The organism is Floridaenema evergladense BLCC-F167 (assembly GCF_041929205.2).
Lineage (GTDB): Bacteria > Cyanobacteriota > Cyanobacteriia > Cyanobacteriales > Aerosakkonemataceae > Floridanema > Floridanema evergladense.
On record NZ_CM171625.1, the window covers coordinates 3,994,116 to 4,016,869 of the forward strand.

General features: G+C 41.6%; 21 protein-coding genes and 2 pseudogenes. 5 read left to right on the forward strand and 18 right to left on the reverse strand.

Annotated elements, in window-relative coordinates:
• Window positions 1-54 precede the first annotated feature (54 nt).
• From aroQ to glyA, 5 genes are all read right to left on the reverse strand, one after another.
• Window positions 55-504 carry a type II 3-dehydroquinate dehydratase gene (gene aroQ / locus ACE1CA_RS19460; RefSeq protein WP_413278130.1) on the reverse strand — a complete coding sequence of 150 codons (450 nt, stop codon included), beginning with the start codon at window positions 502-504 and terminating at the stop codon, window positions 55-57.
• A 29-nt stretch (window positions 505-533) separates the two neighbouring features.
• Window positions 534-671, reverse strand: a complete 138-nt coding sequence (locus tag ACE1CA_RS19465) for a hypothetical protein (protein ID WP_413278131.1) — start codon at window positions 669-671, stop codon at window positions 534-536.
• A gap of 220 nt (window positions 672-891) precedes the next feature.
• The gene (locus ACE1CA_RS19470) at window positions 892-2,145 is read right to left on the reverse strand and encodes a competence/damage-inducible protein A (RefSeq protein WP_413278132.1); all 1,254 of its coding nucleotides are present in this window, start codon (window positions 2,143-2,145) and stop codon (window positions 892-894) included.
• Between the two features lie 12 nt (window positions 2,146-2,157).
• Window positions 2,158-3,234 (reverse strand): glycosyltransferase family 4 protein, encoded by a 1,077-nt coding sequence (locus ACE1CA_RS19475; RefSeq protein WP_413278133.1) that lies wholly within the window; start codon window positions 3,232-3,234, stop codon window positions 2,158-2,160.
• Window positions 3,235-3,346: 112 nt separating this feature from the next.
• Window positions 3,347-4,630 (reverse strand): serine hydroxymethyltransferase, encoded by a 1,284-nt coding sequence (gene glyA / locus ACE1CA_RS19480; protein ID WP_413278134.1) that lies wholly within the window; start codon window positions 4,628-4,630, stop codon window positions 3,347-3,349.
• Window positions 4,631-5,067: 437 nt separating this feature from the next.
• On the opposite strand from glyA, the gene ACE1CA_RS19485 reads away from it, so the two are divergent.
• Both ACE1CA_RS19485 and ACE1CA_RS19490 read left to right on the forward strand, forming a co-directional pair.
• Entirely contained in the window at window positions 5,068-5,265 is a 198-nt protein-coding gene (locus ACE1CA_RS19485; protein WP_413278135.1) for a hypothetical protein, read from the forward strand.
• A gap of 165 nt (window positions 5,266-5,430) precedes the next feature.
• Window positions 5,431-5,928 carry a Tic20 family protein gene (locus ACE1CA_RS19490; protein ID WP_413278136.1) on the forward strand — a complete coding sequence of 166 codons (498 nt, stop codon included), beginning with the start codon at window positions 5,431-5,433 and terminating at the stop codon, window positions 5,926-5,928.
• Here the strand turns inward: ACE1CA_RS19490 and ACE1CA_RS19495 are convergent.
• Window positions 5,925-6,743, reverse strand: a complete 819-nt coding sequence (locus ACE1CA_RS19495) for a fumarylacetoacetate hydrolase family protein (RefSeq protein ID WP_413278137.1) — start codon at window positions 6,741-6,743, stop codon at window positions 5,925-5,927. The genes ACE1CA_RS19490 and ACE1CA_RS19495 overlap by 4 nt on opposite strands.
• Window positions 6,744-7,211: 468 nt before the next feature.
• Here ACE1CA_RS19495 and ACE1CA_RS19500 point away from each other — a divergent pair, with 468 nt between their 5' ends.
• Window positions 7,212-8,501 (forward strand): Glu/Leu/Phe/Val family dehydrogenase, encoded by a 1,290-nt coding sequence (locus ACE1CA_RS19500; RefSeq protein ID WP_413278138.1) that lies wholly within the window; start codon window positions 7,212-7,214, stop codon window positions 8,499-8,501.
• Between the two features lie 233 nt (window positions 8,502-8,734).
• Complete coding sequence (locus tag ACE1CA_RS19505; RefSeq protein ID WP_413278139.1) at window positions 8,735-9,157, forward strand: QcrA and Rieske domain-containing protein; 423 nt, start codon at window positions 8,735-8,737, stop codon at window positions 9,155-9,157.
• Here ACE1CA_RS19505 and ACE1CA_RS19510 read toward each other — a convergent pair.
• The 8 genes from ACE1CA_RS19510 to prfC form a co-directional block, all read right to left on the reverse strand.
• Entirely contained in the window at window positions 9,147-9,398 is a 252-nt protein-coding gene (locus ACE1CA_RS19510; RefSeq protein ID WP_413278140.1) for a hypothetical protein, read from the reverse strand. The genes ACE1CA_RS19505 and ACE1CA_RS19510 overlap by 11 nt on opposite strands.
• 196 nt (window positions 9,399-9,594) lie before the next feature.
• Entirely contained in the window at window positions 9,595-10,539 is a 945-nt protein-coding gene (locus tag ACE1CA_RS19515; RefSeq protein ID WP_413278141.1) for a GDP-L-fucose synthase family protein, read from the reverse strand.
• 33 nt (window positions 10,540-10,572) lie between these two features.
• Window positions 10,573-11,652, reverse strand: a complete 1,080-nt coding sequence (gmd, locus tag ACE1CA_RS19520; protein ID WP_413278142.1) for a GDP-mannose 4,6-dehydratase — start codon at window positions 11,650-11,652, stop codon at window positions 10,573-10,575.
• A gap of 302 nt (window positions 11,653-11,954) precedes the next feature.
• Window positions 11,955-12,686 carry an undecaprenyl-phosphate galactose phosphotransferase family protein gene (locus tag ACE1CA_RS19525; protein WP_413278143.1) on the reverse strand — a complete coding sequence of 244 codons (732 nt, stop codon included), beginning with the start codon at window positions 12,684-12,686 and terminating at the stop codon, window positions 11,955-11,957.
• A 328-nt stretch (window positions 12,687-13,014) separates the two neighbouring features.
• Window positions 13,015-14,178 (reverse strand): glycosyltransferase, encoded by a 1,164-nt coding sequence (locus tag ACE1CA_RS19530; RefSeq protein ID WP_413278144.1) that lies wholly within the window; start codon window positions 14,176-14,178, stop codon window positions 13,015-13,017.
• 258 nt (window positions 14,179-14,436) lie between these two features.
• Window positions 14,437-14,949, reverse strand: a complete 513-nt coding sequence (locus tag ACE1CA_RS19535) for an RNA recognition motif domain-containing protein (protein WP_413278145.1) — start codon at window positions 14,947-14,949, stop codon at window positions 14,437-14,439.
• Between the two features lie 659 nt (window positions 14,950-15,608).
• Complete coding sequence (locus tag ACE1CA_RS19540; protein ID WP_413278146.1) at window positions 15,609-18,002, reverse strand: M48 family metalloprotease; 2,394 nt, start codon at window positions 18,000-18,002, stop codon at window positions 15,609-15,611.
• Window positions 18,003-18,163: 161 nt separating this feature from the next.
• Entirely contained in the window at window positions 18,164-19,792 is a 1,629-nt protein-coding gene (gene prfC, locus ACE1CA_RS19545; protein WP_413278147.1) for a peptide chain release factor 3, read from the reverse strand.
• A gap of 219 nt (window positions 19,793-20,011) precedes the next feature.
• Between prfC and ACE1CA_RS19550 the strand changes: the two genes are divergently transcribed.
• Entirely contained in the window at window positions 20,012-20,359 is a 348-nt protein-coding gene (locus tag ACE1CA_RS19550) for a DUF4870 domain-containing protein (protein ID WP_413278148.1), read from the forward strand.
• An 80-nt stretch (window positions 20,360-20,439) separates the two neighbouring features.
• On the opposite strand, the gene ACE1CA_RS19555 is transcribed toward ACE1CA_RS19550, so the two are convergent.
• The 4 genes and pseudogenes from ACE1CA_RS19555 to ACE1CA_RS19570 form a co-directional block, all read right to left on the reverse strand.
• A complete protein-coding gene (locus ACE1CA_RS19555; RefSeq protein WP_486517981.1) occupies window positions 20,440-20,988 on the reverse strand; it encodes a Uma2 family endonuclease in 549 nt (182 codons plus the stop codon).
• A gap of 27 nt (window positions 20,989-21,015) precedes the next feature.
• Window positions 21,016-21,435, reverse strand: a pseudogene (locus ACE1CA_RS19560) (Clp protease N-terminal domain-containing protein); the annotation flags it as partial.
• 132 nt (window positions 21,436-21,567) lie between these two features.
• A pseudogene (locus ACE1CA_RS19565) lies at window positions 21,568-21,678 on the reverse strand (helix-turn-helix transcriptional regulator); the annotation flags it as partial.
• A gap of 280 nt (window positions 21,679-21,958) precedes the next feature.
• Window positions 21,959-22,591, reverse strand: a complete 633-nt coding sequence (locus tag ACE1CA_RS19570; RefSeq protein WP_413278149.1) for a hypothetical protein — start codon at window positions 22,589-22,591, stop codon at window positions 21,959-21,961.
• Window positions 22,592-22,754 lie beyond the last annotated feature (163 nt).

Sequence of the window (22,754 nt, forward strand, 5' to 3'; positions counted from 1 at the left end):
AACTCTGGTAAATACCTATCTTTTACCAGAAAAGAAGCAGTTTTCACCATTCATTTAGACTGGCTTTTTTAAATGATTCACTAAGGCAATTAATCCTAACCAATAACTTTGCGCCCCAAAACCACTAATCTGTCCAATTGATACTGGCGCAATATAAGAATGATGGCGAAATTCTTCCCGTTTGTAAATATTACTTAAGTGTACTTCTACGGTGGGAATTGCTACGGCTGCGATCGCATCCCGAATCGCCACACTAGTATGAGTATAAGCCCCAGCATTAATCAACAATCCTTGATGCTGTCCCATTGCAGCATGAATCGCATCAACCAACGCCCCTTCATGATTAGACTGAAAAGGCGAAATTTTTACCTGCAATGCTTCCGCTTCCCGTTCCAACAGCTGGTTAATTTCATCTAAAGTTACAGTCCCATAAACTCCTGGTTCGCGTTTTCCCAGGAGATTTAGGTTGGGGCCGTGTAGTATCAATATGCTAAGCTCTTGCAAATGTCTAGACTTTTGACTTCTATAAAGGATTAGCGACGACGATATGGTTCTTCTACTGGAATGGGAATCGGTTCTGGTTCTGGTTCTGCTTCTGGCCCTAAAACCAAATCCATGATCTTACGCGCCCATTCTTTCACTGTTTCCAGTAGTTGCTCTATAAAGTCCATTGAACTGATGACTCCTTCGATACTATAATTTATGCCTTGCTTAATGCCAGGGAAGACGCTATGTTAACTCTGCATTTATTTGCTCAAAATCAGATTGTTTTTAGTATACAGCTATACTAAATACTCTTTACCTGTAAAAAAATTAGGTAAATTCTGTTTTAAGCTGTTTCTTTCATGATAACCAAGAATTTCAAATAGATTAAGGTTTATTAATAATTTCTCAATTTGTGGACAAAAGTTGCCGACGCAGGTGGTCGATCGCAGTACAAGCGCTAATGTGACGAACTAAAGCACGGTCTTGCAGGGAATTAAAGCGATGTTCAAAGCTCTGCACGAAACCATTTGGCCCTGCTAACCCAATATAAACTAGACCGACGGGTTTTGTTTCGGTTCCCCCACCTGGCCCAGCGATGCCTGTGATACTGATTCCCCAAGTAGTGTTCAGGCGCGATCGGACACCTTGGGCCATTTGTCTAGCTACAGTATCGCTCACCGCCCCCACTTGCGCCAGATCCTCTGGACTGACATCCAACAGGGAAATTTTCACTTGGTTATCGTAGGAAATTATGCCGCCCATAAAATAAGCAGAACTGCCAGAGACAGAGGTTAGCATACTTCCCAAACCTCCACCAGTGCAGGATTCAGCCACAGAAAGAGTTTCGCCTTTTTTTTGGAGTAATTCGCCTACTACCGAAGCCAAAGAATCGTCATCCGCGCCGAAATAGTTTAACCCAGCAATTTGGCAAATTTCCGCCTCTACTGGTTGAATTAAGCGATCGGCTTCTTGAGCAGATGCCGCTTTTGCCGAAACTCGCAGCTTGACCTCTCCCTTACTAGCATAAGGAGCAACGGTCGGGTTAGGCAGGTTGAGTAAATGATAAACCTTTTCTGCCAAAGCAGATTCGGCAATTCCCCAAAATCTTAAATGACGACTGTAAATAATTTCCTTTCCCCAACCTTGACTTTTGAGAAAAGGGACGGCAGTTTCTTGCCACATTTGGCGCATTTCCAAGGGTACGCCTGGGAAGGTGAAAATAGTTAGATTGGGGCGGGGTTGCCAAATCATTCCGGGTGCGGTGCCCAAACGATTAGGTAGAATATTTGCACCTTGGGGAATCAAGGCTTGCTTGCGATTGCTGGGAGTCATTTCTCGACCCCGACGGTCGTATTTTTGGGTGATATCAGCGATAATTTCGGGTTTTTCTTCTAGAGGACTGTCGAAAAAGTCTGCGATCGTTTCTGTAGTTAGATCGTCAGGAGTTGGGCCTAAGCCACCAGTGAAGATGAGGATTTGCGATCGTTCACTAGCAATAGCTATTACTTGTTTTAACCGTTCTGGATTGTCTCCTACCACCGTTTGATAGTAATGAGGAATTCCCAAATCAGCCAATTGCTGCGCTAAATACTGGGCATTGGTATTTAAGATATCTCCCAGTAATAACTCAGTTCCCACACAAATAATTTCCGCAGCCATGCTTAACCCTAGTTAGTTGCCTTCCTTCTTCATTTTGGTGATTTGTTGCCAAACTTTCCAGATAAAATAGCCTAGCAGCAAAGTAGCACCTAAAGCATAAATTCGTCCATAAGGTATCCCCGCAAAAGCCAGCGCCAGACTACCTGCCCAAATAGTTAGAGAATAGATAAATACCACCGTCATTCGGTGAGATAAACCTGTGCCGATTAACCGATGGTGTAGGTGGCGTTTGTCGGCTTTAAACGGAGACTTTCCGCGACGTAAGCGATCGACAATTACCGCTGACATATCCAAAATTGGCACCGCCAAAATTAAATAAGGCAACACTACAGAAGTTACAGCCGTAGTCTTTACTAAGCCAACTACCCCCACACCAGCCAGAGTAAAGCCAATAAAATAAGCGCCCCCATCACCCATAAAAATTTGGGCTGGGTTAAAGTTATAGCGCAAAAACCCAATTAATCCACCTGCGAGGGCAGCGGCAATTAAGGCTGCGGCTGGTTGTCCCATAAATAAGCAGACAATCAACATTACCACTGCTGCAATTGCCGAAACGCCAGCCGCTAATCCATCTAACCCATCGATCCAATTGGTGGCATTTACCATGCCCACCAACCAAATCACAGTGATGATTAAACTAATCCAGGGAGGTAAATTCACTAAACCGATCAGGGGCATAGAGAGGAAAGCGATTTGAACGCCAGCTTTCCAAGCTAAACTAGCTACAATTACTTCCACTAGGAGTCGGGTAAAAGCAGATAAACCAAATAAGTCATCTGCCAAACCGATCAGGAAGAAAGCTAGACCCCCAAGAGTGACTCCCCAAATTTCGTATTCTTCACTCGGAGGTAGGATTGCGCCTTTTGCGTCTACAAAGCCTCCAGACCACCAAACGACTAGAAGCGCAGTTAAGCTGCCAAGAAAGATGGAAACGCCACCTAAGCGCACCATCGGGTGTTGATGAACTTTACGTTTATCTGGTATGTCAAATAGTCCGCTTTGTAAGCCAAATTTTCGGACAATTGGCGTAGTCGAGAGGACGACTAAAGCGGAGACTAGAAAGGCAATCAGATGGTACAAGTAAGGCATCTGAAATCAGTAGGAGTTCGACAAACAAGGGTCAGGCAGAGTCTACTACATTTCAGAGCTTCACGGTTCCAGGGATTATACCCTAAGACAGAATTAAAAAAGTTTTCTGTGCTTAAACCATTGCTGGTACTGGAATCGAGAGGTGAGGGTACAAGGGGAAGCGATCGCATAACGATGCTACCCGCAAGCGACAATCCTGAGCGATTGCTTCATCTTCTGGATTTAGCAATCGATCGGCAATTATATCGGCAATTTCTGTAAATTCAGCGGTTCCCATTCCTCTTGTCGTCATTGCAGGTGAACCCAGCCTTAAACCACTAGTAACAAAAGGTGATTCAGTATCAAACGGAACTGTATTTTTATTAGCGGTAATATTTACACCGCTGACTAATTGATCTGCACGTTTGCCAGTCATGCCGATCGAGCGTAAATCCAATAACATGACATGGTTATCTGTCCCACCAGAAACAATCTTAAAGCCTCGATCGATTAATTGATTAGCCATCGATCGGGCATTTTCAATTACCTGACCCGAATATGTTTTAAATTCTGGTTGTAAAGCTTCCCCAAAAGCAACTGCTTTCGCCGCAATGACGTGCTCTAACGGTCCACCTTGATTGCCGGGAAATACGCCTTTATCCAACTGTTTACCCAACTCTGGGTCACGAGTCAAAATTAAACCACCCCTTGGTCCCCGCAAGGTTTTGTGAGTTGTGGTGGTGACAACATCGCAGTAAGGAATTGGGTTAGGATGATGTCCTGTAGCGACTAATCCAGCAATGTGAGCAATATCAGCTAATAAATAAGCTCCTACTGCATCTGCAATTTCCCGGAATTTGTCAAATTTAATAATGCGCGAATAGGCAGAATAACCGCAGATGATTAATTTCGGACGATGTTGTTTTGCTAAGTCGAGAACTTGGTCGTAGTCTAACTGCTGTGTTTCCTGACTCACGCCATAGTGAACAACTTTAAACCATTTGCCTGAGACGTTGACTGGCGAACCATGAGTCAGGTGTCCCCCGTGAGACAAGTCCATCCCCATAATTGTGTCACCTGGTTGCAGTAAAGACAGGAACACGGCAAAATTTGCTTGAGCGCCAGAGTGGGGTTGTACGTTAGCATGAGCCGCATCAAAGAGTTGTTTGGCGCGATCGATCGCAATTTGCTCAATCTTATCGATATATTCGCAGCCACCGTAGTAACGCTTTCCAGGTAAACCTTCTGCGTATTTGTTAGTTAAAACTGAACCTTGCGCCGCTAAAACTGCTGCTGAGGTAAAGTTTTCACTGGCAATTAATTCTAAGTGATCGCGTTGACGCTGAAGTTCTTTTTGAATTAATTCTGCAACCAAGGGATCGGATTGAGCTAAAAATTCTAAGTTAGATTGTGTCACGAAGCAATTCCCAGAAAATTTTCCATTATAAATTCAATGCGTACTCGATCATAACGCCGTTTGATTAGGACTAAGGCAGCTTTAGGAAATTCTTTGGTAATGGGTAGTTGGTAATGGGTAGTTGGTAGTTGGTAATGGGAAAGCTCTCACGCATCTAATACCAAATCCGGCTTAAATACCCCCGTTATCCTTTAGTCCTTGTCAAGCGGACTAAGTTTTGTGTAGCCGCGTTCGCGTAGCGTGTGCGTAGCACGTATTTCAATCGCCATAAATAGGTAGAAATCCCACTACCAACTACCAACTACCCACTACCCACTACCAACTTAATAGTTAAACTTATGCTGCAAGTTGTTAAGCTCTGTATGTTTCCACACATTCCGGCAAAAAGCTTGACATAAAATAAATTTAGTGCAGATGGGGATCGCTGGAGTTGCCAAATGATAGTTATTTTGATGGAAGACCAAGTTATTGCCCCGCAAACAGTCTGTCAAAGCTGTTTACTAGCCGATCGCAGCGGTCAACCTCGCTGGAGAGGCGATCGCCTTTGTTGCGGTCAAGCAGTTCGTAAACTTTCCGAACATCAACCCGATCAGTATGACTGTCAAATGGGGTTTCGGGTGGCAAATATTCAATAGGGGTTGGGGGTTAGGGGTTGGGGGTTAGGGGTTGGGGGTTAGGGGTTGGGGGTTAGGGAAGAACACCACTTTACCTCTACCTTCCTCGCAGGTAATCTCAGCGTTGATGTGGGTTACTGCGCTATCCTGAACTTATACTCACCTTTAGCGCAGGAGAACTGACAGATGACTTGGCGCGGAACTACTACGGTTGCCGATCGCATTTTTGCAAGCTTACCCTATCTTTTACCATTAATGGATGGACTAATATTTGGTGTAGCTTTTTTTCAACAGTTTCCCAGTTTACGAATTGTACTGGTACCACTTCAACCAGTATTAATTATTTACGGTCTTATTTCTGGTGCTTTCTTTGGTTTTGGTTCGCTAATTCTGTTTTTACTACTGTATTTTTTGGTGGTGAGGAACGAAAGAGTACCTCATTTTATTCGGTTTAACACAATGCAGGCAATTCTGATTGGAATTGTCCTATCTCTGTGCAGTTTAATTCTTGGGTACATTTTAGCTCCTGTTCTAGGTAATAGTTCCTTTGTAATGCAAACTCTCATGACTACAATCTTTTTAGGAGTTGTGGCAGCCTTTTTCTATTCAGTAGTCCAAACTTTAATGGGACGTTATGCTGAGATTCCAACCATTTCTGAAGCTGTTTATATGCAAGTCCGTTAGTCATTTTTGTTGCTTTCAGAAACACTGATGAAACTGATTAAAGGTCTTTGGATTACAGTGTTAATTAAGTAACCAATTCCTTCAATTTCCACACGGATACGATCGCCCACTTGTAACGGCCCAACTCCCGCTGGCGTACCAGTTAAAACTACATCCCCAGGTAATAAAGTCATAACTTGGGAAATGTAAGATACCAATCGATCGGGACTAAAAACCATTTCATCCACAGAAGTCGATTGTACGGGCTGTGGATTATCATTCAAAAAAGTTTGCAACCTTGCGCCAGGAGTCAATTCTCGCACAATCCAAGGGCCTAAAGGACAGAAGGTATCAAATCCTTTGGCTCTTGTCCATTGATTGTCTCGCTTTTGTAAATCCCTTGCTGTCACATCATTAGCTATTGTGTAACCCCAGATTTTTGCCTGTGCTTGTTGGGGGGTGCAATCTATGGTGCGATCGCCAATAATTAAAGCTAACTCCCCTTCATAATCCACCCTTTCCGTTTGTGGCGGATACCAAATCTCCGCCTCTGTTGGAATCACCGCAGTTGAAGGCTTCAGAAAAATCAGCGGTTCTTTCGGAACTTCTGACTCCATTTCAGCTGCGTGTTTCACATAATTTTTTCCCACAGCTACCACCTTTGAAGGCGCACAAGGAGCCAAAAGCTGATAACTGTCAGGATCTAACTCAGTCTCCGTTGGTTGACCTTGTAACCAAGGTGGTGCATCTAGAACAATCACACTGCGGTTTAGTTGCAATAAGCCGTAGTGAATCTTTCCTTTGGAAGTTTGAACACGGACGTACCGTTTGGCCATAAATGATGATAGATATCCTCAGAAAGTCAAATTTCAAAAGCTATTAGGCAAAAATCGAAATCCTCAAGCAACAGCTTTCTGATTCTCTTTGCCTTTTGCTTTTGCTGTTGTGCAGGGTAACACCTAAACACAGAATCATTGACTATTTTTTTACAACAATCTGAAGTGGATTTGAACTAAGCAGGGCAATGCGCTTTCTTCAAGATTGAGAAAACAATACCCTTAGCTTGGCTCAGTACCATCATCAGCCAGTAGTTTAGATTTTGACACTGCTACGTCTCATTTTCCAAGCTAAGAGCCAAAATCAACAACTTTTCTTCAAGGAATTTTCTCCCCCATGTTAACTACCATCAATCACTCTAAAATTTTGTAACAAAAACTACAGTTTTATCTTTTTTTCCAAAATCCTTTGCTAGTCTACGGATAGATACATGGTTCGCTTCGACACATAATTAGGAATAAATACTTATGGTTATCTCATCATTACGGCCTTTAGAAACTCCATCTCCTGCTCATATCTGTCCCTTTGACCAAGCTTGCAGTTACTTAGAACAAGCGGCGAAAGAGCTACATTTGGATCAAGGTTTACTGGAAGTGTTAAGTCACCCACGCAAAGTAGTCACTGTTTCCATTCCTATAAAGTTAGATAATGGTCGAGTGGAAGTGTTAGCAGGACATCGGGTGCAGCATTGTGATGTTTTGGGGCCATATAAAGGCGGCACTCGTTACCATCCAAATGTCACATTGCGGGAAATCTCAGCTTTAGCAATGCTGATGACTTGGAAGTGCGCTTTAGTTGGTATTCCTTACGGTGGCGCTAAAGGTGGTATTGCGCTTGACCCTGCACGTTACAGCGTGGGAGAATTGGAGCGAATTACTCGGCGTTATACTAGCGAGTTAATTAAAGATATTGGCCCTGCTATTGACATTCCGGCACCTGATGTTGGTACATCTGCGCGGGAGATGGCGTGGATGATGGACACCTACTCAATGAATGTCGGTCATGCTGTACCTGGGGTAGTCACTGGTAAACCTATTTCCATTGGTGGTTCTAGGGGTCGGGAAATGGCAACCGGACGGGGTGTAATGATTATTGTTCGGGAAGCAATGGCGGAACGGGGAAGAAGCTTGGCGGGTGCAAAGGTAGTGATTCAGGGTTTTGGTAATGTTGGTGGTGCGGCGGCGCTGTTGCTGCATGAAGCGGGTGCGAAAGTAATTGCTGTTTCCGATGCTACTGGGGGAGTTTTCGATCGCGAAGGTTTGGACATTCCAGCATTAAAAGCTTATTCGCTGCAAAATCATCGCAGTGTAGTTGGTTTTCCAGGGACAAAAACTGTTACTAATGGTGAATTATTGGCGTTACCTTGTGATGTGTTAATTCCGGCAGCTTTGGAAAATCAAATTAATGAAAATAATGTCCATGAAGTGCAAGCGGAAATTGTGGTGGAAGCTGCTAATGGCCCAGTAACTTTAGTGGCAGATAGAGTTTTAGAAAATCGTGGTGTAACTGTGCTTCCAGATATTTTAGCTAATGCTGGTGGTGTGGTAGTTAGTTATTTGGAATGGGTGCAAGGACTTTCTTACGTTTTTTGGGATGAAGAAAGGGTGAATAAGGAAATGGAAAATTTGATGGTTCATGCTTACCATCGAGTTATTCAAGAGTCGAAAATGCGGCAAGTTCCGCTGCGAGTTGCGGCTTATACTTTGGGTGTAGGTCGTGTGGCTCAAGCTTTGGCAGATAGGGGTTTGTATCCTTAAAATTCTTGGTTTTTTGAGTTTTAAATTCAGGTGAATGAGCTTTTGCGATCGCACTTTTTTGTGTAGAAGGTGCGATCGTTTCCTTTACTTGACTTGACATTCAATAAAATTGCCAATATTGTAGAAACTGCGTTGAATACTTGGAATTAATCGGCGATCGCATAAAACACAAATCATAGATACTTAAGGCTTAATAATTCAACTGTTTGTACATTCAAGTTTTAGAGTAAAATATGGATCGACGCACTTTTTTCAATTGGGTCGGAGTGGGCTTATTAGCAAGTTCCTTACCCGTTTCTATTGCCGCCTTACTCGTAAATACAGAGTCTCTAGCTAAGGCTGCTTCTGGTAATTTTAGACCAGTGGGTAAAGTTAATCAACTGAATCAACAAGGTCAACTTTTAGCTGTGCTAGGTGCTTATAAAGTTTTAGTTATTCCCGATCCAAACAAACCACTGAGTCTTTTAGCAGTTAATCCTGTCTGCACCTATAGGAGTTGTGGCGTGGAATGGAAGATTCAACAAAGAGCTTTTGTTTGTCCTTGTCATGGTTGTCGTTTCGCTGCTGATGGAAAAGTATTACAAGGTCCAGCAAGTGTAGCCCTTCAAACTTTCAAAGCTAAGATTGAAGGCGATCAAATATGGGTTAGTCAATGAAATTCCTTTTAATTATACTTTTCACATCTTCGTCACTGTAACCAGCGAATAATTGTGCTGTTCCCAAACGCGCCCAATCTGCCGCTTCTTTTTCTTCGTCATCTTCCTCTGTATCAACAAGTTCATTGACTAAGATAATTATCCTCACTTGTTGATTAGGGGTAAGGTTTTTTAAAATAGTGTCGGGTAATTCGAGTTTACCTTCATCTGTGACTTTGGCTGGAAATTCGTAGGCTTTCATATTTCTATTTTTCTGGGTTAGTTTTGCCTTTTTAAACTGATTGTCTATTTACTAAATCTGGAACATCATCTGCTGCTAATTTTAGCATCTCATTCTCGTTGCCAAATTTTGATTGTTGGCTGAAGCGCAAGAGCGTACAAAAGAGCGATCGCACTCTGAGAAAAAATGCGATCGCTCATCCCAAATCGATCTCTAATTATTCAGCGTGTTGACGATACCAATCGATCGTCTTTTTCAACCCTTCGCGGAAATCTGTTTGCGCTTCAAAACCAAAAGATTTCTTTGCCCGTTCCACATCTAAACAGCGGCGTGGTTGACCGTTTGGTTTATCGGTTTGCCAGACAATTTCGCCTTCAAAACCCATCAATTCGCAGATTAATTCTACTAAATCACGAATGGTAATTTCATAACCAGTTCCCAAGTTTACGGGGTCAGATTCGTTATAGAATTGGGTTCCCATAACAATACCTTGTGCCGCATCTTCAGAATAGAGAAATTCTCGGCTAGGACTACCATCACCCCAAACAGGTAATTGTTTATCTCCCCGTTGTTGGGCTTCGTAAACTTTGCGAACTAAAGCTGGAATTACGTGAGAACTTACCGGATCGAAATTGTCTTCAGGGCCGTACAAATTTACAGGTAATAAGTAAATACCGTTAAATCGATACTGTTGCCGATAAGACTGAAGTTGCACTAATAAAGCTTTTTTGGCAATGCCATAAGGTGCATTAGTTTCTTCAGGATAACCATTCCAAATGTCGTCTTCTTTGAATGGTACGGGGGTGAATTTAGGGTAAGCACAAATTGTGCCAACACAGACAAATTTTTGGACTCCAGCTTGATAGGCGGCGTGAATTAATTGTGCGCCCATCATTAAGTTGTCATAAAACAATTCGGCTGGTTTAATCAGATTTAAACCGATGCCGCCAACGTGCGCTGCTAAGTGAACGACGATATCTTGTTGATCGACTGCTCTTTGACAAGCTTCGAGCGATCGCAAATCGTAATCACGAGATCTTGGCACTGTAATCTTTTGCGGATCTGCACCAGCTTCAGTTAATTTTTGCACCACTTGGCGGCCTAAAAAGCCTGCCCCGCCAGTGACCAAAATCCGTTTATCTTTCAAATCCAATTCTGTCATAATGTTGACCTCTGCTGTCGGGGCTAATATTGCTTACTCAATCATCGCAACTGCATCTTGGCGAACGGTAGCAATATCTCGTGTTGCTTTATGCGAATGACCGTTTGGTAATTCCAAACCTAAAGCTTGCAAATCTGCTTCTACCATTATCTCTACTAATTCTGGGAAAGTTACGGAAGGTTCCCAACCTAATTTTTGTTTAGCTTTAGTAGGATCGCCAATCAGGATATCTACTTCCGCAGGACGCAGATAACGTTCGTCAAATTCTACATATTTCTGCCAATCTAAATTGACAAAGCCAAATGCTAAATCTAAAAACTCTTTGATTGAGTGAGTTTCTCCCGTAGCAATTACATAATCATCTGGTTGGTCTTGTTGCAACATCAACCACATAGCTCTGACATAATCTTTAGCGTAGCCCCAGTCCCGTTTAGAATCGAGATTACCTAAGTAGAGTTTATTTTGTTTTCCAGCTACAATGCGTGCGATCGCCCGTGTAATTTTGCGCGTCACAAAAGTTTCACCACGACGCGGACTTTCATGGTTAAACAAAATCCCATTACAAGCAAATAAACCGTAAGACTCACGATAGTTTATAGTTTGCCAGTGACCATATACTTTAGCGCAAGCATAAGGGCTTCTAGGATAAAAAGGAGTAGTTTCTTTCTGGGGAATTTCCTGAACTTTACCAAACATTTCCGAAGAACCTGCTTGATAAAAGCGGACTTGAATACCTGTCCGATGTTGGTAGTCCCGAATTGCTTCTAACAGGCGCAAAGTTCCCATTGCCACGCTGTCAACTGTATACTCTGGAGAGTCAAAGCTGACGCGGACGTGGGATTGTGCTCCTAAGTTAAAAATTTCTACTGGTTGAACTTCCTCTAAAATGCGGCGCAGCGTTACTCCATCAGTTAAGTCGCCGTAGTGCAGAAATAACCGCGCTGACTCATTGTGTGGATCTACATAGATATGATCGATCCGATCGGTGTTAAAGGTAGAAGTCCGACGAATGATCCCGTGAACTTCATAACCCTGTTCCAGTAAGAATTCGCTTAAATAAGAACCATCTTGACCAGTAATACCTGTGAGTAGCGCTCGTTTTCTGTTAGTCATGTTCATATTTTCCTTGCTCTTTAATCTGATGGTTTTTTACTCCTTAGATTAAGTTAACCCAAACTTTATGAGTAAATTAACAAGTATATGTGTAAAATTTGCAAAATTTTTGCAAATTTATTAAATTCTTCATCGATCGACCATCAACCTTCAGAATTTATACGTATGAAGAACCAGGAATGGTTACTTATTTTACCCCTACTTCCATTGATAATCGATCGCAGGGGAAAAAGAAATTGCCTAATTTTCCCCTTTTGACCTTTAACCTTTTTCTTTCCTGCAAATTAACCTCGATCGATTTTTCAGTAAGCACCGTTATTTTTAGGAAACAGCACTACACCAATCGTCTTGAAAACCACCGATAAATCTAACAGAAGATTGCGGTTGTTGACATAGTAAACATCAATTTTGACTCGTCGATCGTAAGGAATATCATTACGTCCTGAAACTTGCCAAATTCCTGTGATTCCTGGTTTGATAGTCAATACCTTGTCAATATATCTCCCGTACATAAACAATTCATCAGGTACTAGCGGCCTCGGCCCGACCACGCTCATTTCTCCTTTTAAAACATTCAAGAATTGAGGAAACTCATCTAAACTTGTCACCCGTAAAAATTTACCAATGCAAGTAATTCTTGGGTCATTTTTTAGTTTGAAATTATCTGCATATTCTTGGCGAAGCTCTGGGTGTCTAGCTAACATATCTTGCAAAACTTCATCAGCATTAGTGACCATAGTGCGAAATTTTATACACTTAAAAGGTCGGTGATTTTTGCCAATACGAGTTTGAAGATAGAAAATTGGGCCAGGAGAACTGATGGCTATCAATAAAGCCAAAAGCAAGTATACCGGGGAAAGCAGAATCAAGACTGCTAGAGAAAAGACGATATCAAAGCTGCGCTTGGCAAAATCGCGATAGGAAATCTTGACAAATAGATTTCGGTTTTTGCCTTCGAGCAGGAGTGGCTGGAAACTAAGCTTCCTCAACCCCCGAACTAACTTGGGGGAGACAAAAGGGCTTTCGGCAGTCATTTTACTCCTTACACTACTTCACACCACACACAGTCCACATCATAAAGCCATAACATACATTAAGACGAGGAAATGAGAAATAGGTGACAGTGAAAAAAATTGCTTTTGCAACCTGGATAGGGCAAAAGTAGTTCAGGCGTAAAGGGTTGTAATCCTTTGAGAGATTGTATTACAGCGATTAATGAAGTTTTTTGGTAAATTTTACGGGGAAGGGACTGGGGACTGGGGGACAAGGGCGAGTTATGAGTTTTGAGTTATGAGTTTTAAGTTATTAATTCAAAACTTAAAACTCATAACTAACGAAGGGACAAGGGGACAAGGGGACAATTTAATTCTTCTGTGCTCCTGTGCTTCTCTGCTTTCTGCTATAACAACGATCGACATATCCCAAATAACGCTGTTTAAAGATGTCTGAGGAAAACTTAGCGGCTTGCGATCGGGCTACTTCAGGATTAAACTTCCCTTCATAAGCAAGAAAGGTTTTCACTGCTTCTATTATTGCCGGGACTGATTGTTCGGCAAACAATATTCCAGTTCCATCGTCAGGATGTTGGCGAATATCCCGCACCGTTTCGGAAGTACCTCCTGCGCCAAAAGCAATTACTGGTGTACCGCAAGCTTGCGCTTCTACAGGAGCAATGCCAAAATCCTCATAAGCAGCGTATAGGAAAGCCTTAGCACCAGCCATATACTTTTCTACTACCTCATCTGGTTGAAAACCCAAAACCTGTACATTAGGCTGTGCTAGTTGGCGCATTTTGGTTAATTCTGGCCCGGTGCCAATTACGATTAAAGGTAGTCCTAGCTGATTGAAAGCTTGAATAATTAAGCTGACTTTTTTGTAACTGACTAAACGAGAAACTATTAAATAATAATCTTCTTTGTTTGTTTGGTAGGAAAAGCGATCGATATCCACAGGCGGATAAATCACTTCTGCTTTCCGGCGATAATAACGCCAGATTCGACTAGCTGTATGCTGCGAATTAGCAATAAAATAATCTACTCGATTTGCCGCTAAAACATCCCACTGGCGTAGTCGATGCAGCAAATACCGTGTCATCATTCCCTGAATACCTTGCCCCATGAAACTGTTAGCTAGATAATCAAAAGTTAAATCCCAAGCAAAACGCATGGTGGCATGACAGTAGCAAATATGTAATTGTTGGGGAGTAGTAATTACTCCTTTAGCAACGGTGTGGGAAGAAGAAAGAATTATATCGTAATTTCTTAGGTCTAATTGTTCGATCGCCAAAGGTAAAAAAGGCAAATATTTCTGTACTCCATTCCTCGCCCCAGGAAAATTTTGTAAAAAAGTCTTCCCTATAGAACGCCCAAATAAATAACTTTCTGGATTAGTAGATTCAAAATCAATTAAAGCATAAAGATCGGCATCAATATACTTCAAAATCTCTTTAACCACTAACTCCGAACCCCCAGTAGCTTTGGGTGTTAACCATTCATGAACAATCGCATAAGTTAAGTTTTGATTCATTTAAGTTGTTAGTAGAAGCAAGAAAGTTTGGCGTTTTGATTAACTTAAAAACTGAAAACTCCTAACAAGAAATAGATGAACAGATTTATTCTGCTCATCTATTCAGAATTTTATTGATAAATTCGGGCACTCGAAACCGGGGCTAGAGAAAAATCTATCCAGTAATCAATACGGAGCAATTCTTCCACAGCCAGATCGTCGAACCAAAAAGTCCTTAGAGCGATCCAATCACCGACTCCTTACGGAGTCGGGAGCAAATTAAGGATTTGTGGTTTGTGCAGCCAAACGCTGCTTGAGTTCTTCCAACGCGGAAGCCCAACGTGGATCGGGTTGGACAGCATCATTGTTGGAAGAGTAAGTCTGCGTATTTCCGCCTCCCGACGGACGACGAGACTTCTTATTCCGACGCTTACCTTCACCAGAACCACCAGCATTATTATTGTTGATATTTGGTTTGGGAATGCTACTAACTGTTGCTGGTTGTTGTTGGGGTGCGCCTTCCTCGTCACTTTGTCCTTTGGTGCGAGGTAGTGCCTTTTCGATCTTTAACGCACTGTCTTTAAAAACAAAACCGTTAAATTTGCCAATGATTTCATCAGCTTGTTCATCATTTTGAACGGTGACGAAACCAAAACCGCGACATTTTCCAGTTTTCCGGTCTTTGATGACCTTGGTAGATATGTTACTACCAGCTTCGGCAAATACGGCTTGTAATTCTTGGCGATCGATTTCTTCTTTCGGCAAATTGCCTACATACAAACGAATTGACATATTGGAAGTCCCTCCAGACTTTGGTTCAAACAAACTTGCTTGTCAGCGCTCCTATATTGCTGGTTGAGGAGAAACTGGATTGACAAATGCTTACACAAAACTATTTCTGTGTCCCTCTGGTCAATTACCATTAAACAGCTCACCACGTCAAAAAACGCTTGGTTTCTCATTCGGTGCCCAAAATTTTACACCCAACTTTGCAGCATAGAATTCGACATCACACATCTGATTATCAGATGTTTGGCTCGGATGTTGCTTTTCTAAGATGTTAACGCCATTCATTAAGGTATCACGACCAACGATCAGTAACCAGTTCTGTGGATAGATTTCCCCTCTAAATTTGGATCTCCCACAGGTGAAATGCAGTTACCCAGAACTCTCATCCTTTTAATTAAGCACTGTTTCAAATTGTACCTGCATCCTGGTCTAAGTGTTGAACTGTGGCAAACAAAAACCAGCCTGTGCTCTTGGCTGGTTCAGCTTGCTGTGTTGGGAGGAGGAAATCCTGATACCAAGACTTGCAAGCGATGTCAATCTAATTAAAATCAAAAAGACTGCTTGAATTAAGTCTTGGGTTTAGAAGTTCCTGTAAATAAATGTAACATTTATGGCGATACTTCGCAACTTTTCTTTACAATTTTGCCTGCTACTTTTTTGCACTAGCCACCTTGATAAATTATGTAGGCACCCAAGAGGGCAGCTGCTAATGCCAAAATAAAAGACCAAGTTGGGTGGCTACTATGAATGGTTGCGCCTGTTTGGGTGCGTAAAGTTCTCACATCCAGCCAAGGGGTAGCGCTACGATGGAACCAACCTTTAATGGTGATCTGACGATTTACCATTTCGCTAGGACGGGGTGGTGGAGAGAAGAGGTTTCCTAGAGGGCCGAACCAAGAGAAGTGATGTAGTTTAATTAAACCTGTGGTGGTTTGTAAAATTAGGTCTTGACACAGCCAGTTACTAACGCCGTAGCGACCTAAAAGTTTGCCTTCCCAGGTGATTTGTTGTGTATCAATGGGGAGTGTGGCAGGATTGGTTAGTAGTTGAGGTAGGTTGGGGGATTTTTGTTGAGATGGGGTTTTGCGATCGGGAAAGAAAGCATTTAGTCGGAATAAAATGCCTAAACTAATGCCGATTAAAAGACAACCGTAAATTAGCGACCAATCTCCCCACATCCAATCTAGTAAGAATTGTTTTAGTTTGAGTCGATGACTAATTCCACCAATTAGCCAAAGTGTACCGCCTAAAGCTAAACCCAAAAAGATGCCGAAATAAGGTAATCCTTGTAATAAGAATTTAGAAATTTTGCCCTTGGGTGCAGGTTCATTGAGAAAGTTTAACTCTGTTTCTAGCTTCCAATATTGAGCATAACGATTTAAGATTCGCAATCTTTCTCCTAAGAGAAGATGGGAGTTATTAATTGTTAGCCAACGTCGATAATGATTGAGATAATCCCAAGTTAAAATCGGTTCTAAGGGAGTCAGCGGGTAAAGGCTACCAATAGTCATTGCTTGCTGAGTTCCGACGATGTTTAATGGGGAAAAACTTTCTAATAAATAGCTAGTTTCTCTTTGTTTTTGAATGTTTTCAGCAATGCCAATGCAGGTTTTTAGTAGGGCGCGAGTTAGGGCGTTGGGATTTCCGGTAATTTCGCAGGCTAGCCGATCGCTAAAGTTAATTCTAGCTCTAGATAGCCATAAAATAGGCCACCGAAAACACCAATATAACCCGTAAGCTAACGCTGCGATCGCACCACCAATAAATCGCACTATAGCATTTTCACTATTATCAGCCGATTGACTGAATTGATAATAAACGACGTAAGGTAACAGACTAATTAAAACTCCCCAAGACATTAAGGCGAAATCCCAGTAAATAAGGTGTCCTAGTTGAGTTGCATAAATAATAGCTATTTCCTCATCTGTTAATTGTTCTAGTAATCCTCGACTAACCACAATTCGCGCATTGATTCGGGAATTTCCGTAAGTAAAAACTAATGGCACACTATCAGGTAAAACAAACAATTGAGGTATGGCTAATTTTCTTTCTCGACAAACCCGTTGCACTATTCTGGATGCTTCTGGACTTGTTTCACCAATACTTGTTAAAGGTATTGGTTCTAAACCGCTAATTAATTTCAGCAGCATATCTATCAGCCAAGGTGTTGCTACGATCAGCCCTATAATAATAATTACTGCGATCGGTGTTACGTAGCGAAGTGAGCCATAAGGATCGCTTTCATCTAAATAATAAAGCCTGAGTTTTAGGAAAATATCATTAATTTTTCCGATTAGGAATGAAGCGGTATTACTGATTATCCAAAATAAGGGAATGATAATTGCGATCGCGCTAATTATCTGCACTCCCCAAAGTTGAGTTAAATCAAACCTAAAACCTAAATTTACTGGCAATTTCTGCCATTTTTTTGCTCTTCCCGCTTGCTTCCATTCTGGTTGATAAGCAGGAAACTTAACTTCTTCTTGCTGGGTATTATTTACTGATTGATTAGGGAAAATACCAGTTTTAGCAGCAGGATTTACAGGAGAACTTTGTTGTTTATTTGATTGAACTACAGATTCTTTAGTTTGTGGTAATTCTGATTTTTTACTTGATTCAATCGGTGTAAATCCAGTAACAGTTTGTGGGGTTGACTTAGGAGTTATATTTGGTAAATTTGCAGATATTCTTTGTGTAGAAGGAGGCGGTAATTTATCTAATGGAACAAAACCACTGTCGGAATTTTGCGGAACAGATGGGTTTTTTGGTTTGATTTGTTGGGGGTAATTGTTAGCTAGATAATCTAACATTTTTACCGCCCATTCTTGTACTTTTGAGTTAGTACTTTCACGTAACTGCTGGGTTAAATTAAAGGCTTTTTCTATGTCATTAACCCCTTCATAAGCAGCCACCAAACCCATCTGTGCTTTCAGGAGAATGGTTTCACTCAGTTCATTTTGGCAGACGCTTTCTAAATGCGCGATCGCAGATAGATAATCTTTTTGTTTTAAAGCTGTTAATCCAGCTTCTAAAGGAGATTCAGGAACAGATGCCATAGTTTCTTTTCTCGGTTACTCGGCTTTTCCCAAGATACCCAGATTTTAACCGTTAGCTATCAGTTAAGCAGATCTAGTTAGAAAAAGTAAACATTCAAATGGCTTTTAGCAGAAAGTAGTGATATTTTTTACCTAAAACTTTCTGCTTTCCACCTTTTTTTTTATAAAGATTCTGGTTCTTGTCCGGCAACTACGGGCGCAGTATTGTTTAATTTTAGTGATGGATGATCGCCAATTACTTGGTGTAAATTCCACTCATTTTTAAACAGCAGTACGGGTCTTCCCCAGCTATCTTTAACAGTGATGGTGTTAAATAAACGTCCTGCTTTTTCTAAAGCTTCCCAACCACCAGCTACCCAACGAGCTAGACTATAAGGTAAATAATCTAGGGTAGTTTCTACGCCATATTCATTTAACAATCGGAATTGCACAACTTCCAATTGTAATTGACCGACTGCGGCTAAAATTGGGTCGCGTTTTGCTTCATCAACGGAGTACATAATTTGGACTGCACCTTCTTCCCGCAGTTCGGAAACTCCTTTGCGGAATTGTTTAAATTTAGAAGGGTTAGGATTTCTTAAATAAGCGAATAATTCGGGAGAAAAACAAGGGATACCTTCGTATTCTAATTTTTGTCCGGTGTAAATCGTATCACCGATCGCAAACACCCCCGGATTATTCAAACCAATCACATCTCCAGGGTACGCTTCTTCTATTGATTCTCGATCTTGAGCAAATAATTTTTGGGGTCGAGAAAGGCGTACAGTTTTCCCACTACGCGCATGACTTACGACCATATCTTTTTCAAATTTTCCGGTACAAACTCGGACGAAAGCAACTCTATCTCGGTGTTTCGGGTCCATATTAGCTTGTAGCTTAAACACAAATCCCGAAAACTCTGGATAAGTTGGGGGAATTTCCCCGTTACTACTATTACGAGAACCGGGTTTTAAAGCGTATTGCAAAAAGTTATTTAAAAACAATTCTACGCCAAAATTAGTCATGGCACTACCAAAAAATATGGGGGTCATTTGACCTGCGTGAACTGCTTCCAAATCTAAATCTAACCCTAATTCTTGAAGGACTTCTAAATCTTCTTTAAGTTGATAGTAAAGGTCTTTTTCTAATAAATCCTCTATTCTACGGTCGCCTAAATCTACAATAGTATCTTTAGCTTCTCTGCTACCATGTGCAGTCCGTTCAAAGAGGTGAATTTGTTGTTTTTGTCTGTCGAATATGCCTTTAAAGCGATCGCCCATTCCTATAGGCCAGTTTACCGCATAAGTTTGCAACCCTAATTCCTTTTCAATTTCATCGAGCAATTCTAAAGGTTCTCTTCCGGGACGGTCTAACTTATTCACAAAAGTAAAAATAGGCAAACTCCGCATCCGACAAACTTCAAAAAGTTTGCGCGTTTGCGGTTCCAAACCCTTAGCAGCATCAATTAACATTACAGCATTATCCGCTGCTGCTAAAGTCCGATAGGTATCTTCACTAAAATCTTGGTGTCCGGGTGTATCCAACAAATTAATCTGACAATCGTGATAAGCAAACTGTAACACCGTAGAAGTGATGGAAATACCCCGTTGTTGTTCCATCTCCATCCAGTCAGAAGTCGCCTTACGTTGTGCGCGACGTGCTTTCACTGCACCTGCTTCGTGAATCGCACCTCCGTAAAGTAACAGTTTTTCTGTTAAGGTGGTTTTACCTGCGTCTGGGTGAGAGATAATCGCAAAGTTGCGACGCTGTTCTACAGCTGTTTGGAGTTCTGGTTGAAGTTCTGTGGTCATGCTGGTTGGCGATCGGAAATTAGAGTTGAGCAAACTTTAAGTTTACCAAATTACCATTACTAGGATAGCGAGATAATCAAAAATATTTTGGTTTATTCCTGACAACTGGGATGGTTGAAATCCCACAAAATTGGTACGGAAATTTCTTCTATCAAGTTGTTTGTTAAATGTGATAACTTCAAATTAAGCTTAGACCTGACTAGATCGGGGGTTACTTAAATGTACAATAAAACATACGATACAGACAAACGTAAATTACTTTCTGGTTTGTCTCATGGTTCGATTTTCTTCAGCCTTTTAGGGATTTCTGTTGGTATCCCGATCGCTATTTTATTAGTATCTGATGACCCAGTTGTAAAAGATAATGCTAAAGAAGCTCTGAATTTCCACTTAAATGTTTGGCTTTACGGAATTATCTTTGGTATCTTAACTTGGGTTTTAATCGGTTTCCTACTGTTAGGCATTTTACAAATTGTCAACTTGGTAATGCCAGTTATCGCAATTCTTCACTGCCTGAGTAATACTGAACAGCCCTACCGTTATCCGTTTATTTTCCGTCTACTGTAATTAAGTTAGAGGGCAGAAGACGGAAGGCAGAAGACAAAAGGTAAAAACTCCCCTTGTTTCCTTGTCTGTTTGCCCTTTTTTTAGAATACTGGAGACCACAGACTGGAAATGGGAAGTTCCCAACCCGGTAGTAGCTCTGGTACGGTCAATACATCTCGATCGGTCAAGGTTACGATTACATTATTGGGACGATAAATAGTCACTGTTTGTTCGTCGGGGTCAATTAACAATCCCACTTGAACGTCCAGAGCGATCGCAGCCTGGACGTTCTCTTGTAAGCGAGGCAACACATCAAAGGCAGATTTAATCTCTACAATCATGTCTGGTGCTAATTGGGGGTACATCCGAGGAGTGCGCTTAAGACGGGTGGCTGCAACAAAAGCGAGGCGAGGAGTTAACACCTTCCCGTTTGGTAACTGAAATTCAGTGCGGCTACCTAACACTCGTCCCAATTGGCGCGGTTCAACCCAGGCAAACAACAGCGCACAAAAGCGGGTACCGATCTCGCTAGAGGTAAAGTCTGTGGTCGCAGTCTCGAATAATTCCGCATTGGCGATCGCTTGCTTTGCCTGGTCTGTTTGGGTTTGCGTTTGAGCCGCAATTCCCATACCCGCTCCTCTGGGAGCCATCTGTAACACCTGTTGCTCTAGCAAGTTCAGATCTACACTTAATATTTTCAGAACTCTAATCGCAACACCTTCTCCTTGATTGAGAAGGCAATCCATCTTATAAGCTTGCAACAAACCCAAGAGCAAATTTTCTGTATCAATGTAGTAATGCCCTAATTCGCCAGCTGATTCGATCGCACAATCTAGTACCAGTTTTGCTCTAGGAGTGAACGGCATTCCCACAGACATTATTTTATTGCCACGACCAATAATTTTTTCAACTTCAGTACGAGTTGCTCGCAAGTTAACTCCTGCTAACTTCAAAACTTGAGCCGCAATACCGCTGCCTTCCTCAATTAATCCGATCAGGATTTGTTCGGTGCCAACGAAGTTATGACCTAAACGGCGAGACTCTTTTTGCGCCAGTTTAATCACCTTAATTGCTCTGGGGGTAAATCTGAAAAAGATTAGCGCATCTGGCGGAGTCGGAAAATTAAATGGTTGTTGAGCAAACATCGTTCTTTCCTCCGAAAAAATGGATTCTACTGAGGTGTTAAAAAGTTGGGCAATCTTGAATGCTAAAGGGAGACTTGGGTCGTATTTGCCTGCTTCCAGGGCGTTAATCGTTTGACGGCTGACCCCCAGAAACTCTGCAAGTTGCGCTTGCGACCATTTACGTTCAGTTCTGAGGACACGAATCTGGTTTTGCATTTTGCCTGAACATAGCAAAGCCTGAAAAAGCTTTGCAGCAGTACTTTAAATGTAAAACTTACTTGTCTATATGTCAAGTTATTTTTACATCTGCCGGATTTGGGAGCAAATTTTTACTTTTTGGTGCAAATTTATGTTATAGAATAGCCCTACTGCTATTTAGCGGTAGGGCTTTTAGGACAGTTAAACGCTTATTTTCTAGTGTGTGTAAATTCTAGGCTGGCGAATTTTGGCTTTGTGACGATTTATCTGGTGTCTGTTGCGATCGCTAATCTAGAATTCAATAATTAGTCCAGAAAGTTAGTTTTGCTCCTATCCACCCCAAGAGAAAGCCAGATAGAGAAACTATGGCTAAAGTAAAGAAAGCTTGCCAGTCTCTAAATCCAATCATTGCCATCTCTAGTCTAGCTCGTAGCGCACTGGCAACCACAAGAACTATATAAGCAACAAAATTAATCCAAATTATTAATAATGATGTAAAAAAAGCTAAGGTAACTAATGCAATAAAAGCTCTTGTATCGGATTGAAAAGTTAAAGATAAAACTTTTCTCAAGTTGGAAAGGGGCGCAGCGAGAGTTTCTGCTAAAAGTAGAATTAAAGCTCCCGTTAATATTACTACCCACCATTTACATTTAAAAGAAAATGTTAATCCAAATAACTCGCCATTACATAAGCCCCATCTCATGGTGTTTTCGTACAACACCCAACCTACAATTATGTAAGTAACAAAGAGCAGTAATAGCGATAGCAAGGGAGAATTTCTGACCTTCTGCATATAATGAGTCTTTTGAAGCTGATACCAATTCTCTATGAGGATGCGCTTAAATTTTCCCCAACCCAAACCCCTCCCCGTCCACAGTCCCAGTTCAATGATTAAGCGCAATTTTACGGAGAATTGGTATGAGTTGAACAAAGCTTAACTCTGAATGGGGAGATTGCTACCATACTATTGTCTCGTGAAAGTGACAGGCTGTTAACCCTTCCCTGTTACTTGAGAAAATATTATGAGTAAATTTTAGTAAACATTTGTAAACTATTAAGAAGCGCTGTCCGAGTGTCACCTATCTAGAGGAGTC

Coding starts and splice junctions, on each gene's coding strand:
- ACE1CA_RS19465 (WP_413278131.1), bottom strand. CDS start 671: ATGGACTTTATAGAGCAACTACTGGAAACAGTGAAAGAATGGGCGCGT.
- ACE1CA_RS19470 (WP_413278132.1), bottom strand. CDS start 2,145: ATGGCTGCGGAAATTATTTGTGTGGGAACTGAGTTATTACTGGGAGAT.
- ACE1CA_RS19475 (WP_413278133.1), bottom strand. CDS start 3,234: ATGCCTTACTTGTACCATCTGATTGCCTTTCTAGTCTCCGCTTTAGTC.
- ACE1CA_RS19485 (WP_413278135.1), top strand. CDS start 5,068: ATGATAGTTATTTTGATGGAAGACCAAGTTATTGCCCCGCAAACAGTC.
- ACE1CA_RS19490 (WP_413278136.1), top strand. CDS start 5,431: ATGACTTGGCGCGGAACTACTACGGTTGCCGATCGCATTTTTGCAAGC.
- ACE1CA_RS19495 (WP_413278137.1), bottom strand. CDS start 6,743: ATGGCCAAACGGTACGTCCGTGTTCAAACTTCCAAAGGAAAGATTCAC.
- ACE1CA_RS19500 (WP_413278138.1), top strand. CDS start 7,212: ATGGTTATCTCATCATTACGGCCTTTAGAAACTCCATCTCCTGCTCAT.
- ACE1CA_RS19505 (WP_413278139.1), top strand. CDS start 8,735: ATGGATCGACGCACTTTTTTCAATTGGGTCGGAGTGGGCTTATTAGCA.
- ACE1CA_RS19510 (WP_413278140.1), bottom strand. CDS start 9,398: ATGAAAGCCTACGAATTTCCAGCCAAAGTCACAGATGAAGGTAAACTC.
- ACE1CA_RS19515 (WP_413278141.1), bottom strand. CDS start 10,539: ATGACAGAATTGGATTTGAAAGATAAACGGATTTTGGTCACTGGCGGG.
- gmd (WP_413278142.1), bottom strand. CDS start 11,652: ATGACTAACAGAAAACGAGCGCTACTCACAGGTATTACTGGTCAAGAT.
- ACE1CA_RS19525 (WP_413278143.1), bottom strand. CDS start 12,686: ATGACTGCCGAAAGCCCTTTTGTCTCCCCCAAGTTAGTTCGGGGGTTG.
- ACE1CA_RS19530 (WP_413278144.1), bottom strand. CDS start 14,178: ATGAATCAAAACTTAACTTATGCGATTGTTCATGAATGGTTAACACCC.
- ACE1CA_RS19535 (WP_413278145.1), bottom strand. CDS start 14,949: ATGTCAATTCGTTTGTATGTAGGCAATTTGCCGAAAGAAGAAATCGAT.
- ACE1CA_RS19540 (WP_413278146.1), bottom strand. CDS start 18,002: ATGGCATCTGTTCCTGAATCTCCTTTAGAAGCTGGATTAACAGCTTTA.
- prfC (WP_413278147.1), bottom strand. CDS start 19,792: ATGACCACAGAACTTCAACCAGAACTCCAAACAGCTGTAGAACAGCGT.
- ACE1CA_RS19550 (WP_413278148.1), top strand. CDS start 20,012: ATGTACAATAAAACATACGATACAGACAAACGTAAATTACTTTCTGGT.
- ACE1CA_RS19555 (WP_486517981.1), bottom strand. CDS start 20,988: ATGGCTCCCAGAGGAGCGGGTATGGGAATTGCGGCTCAAACGCAAACC.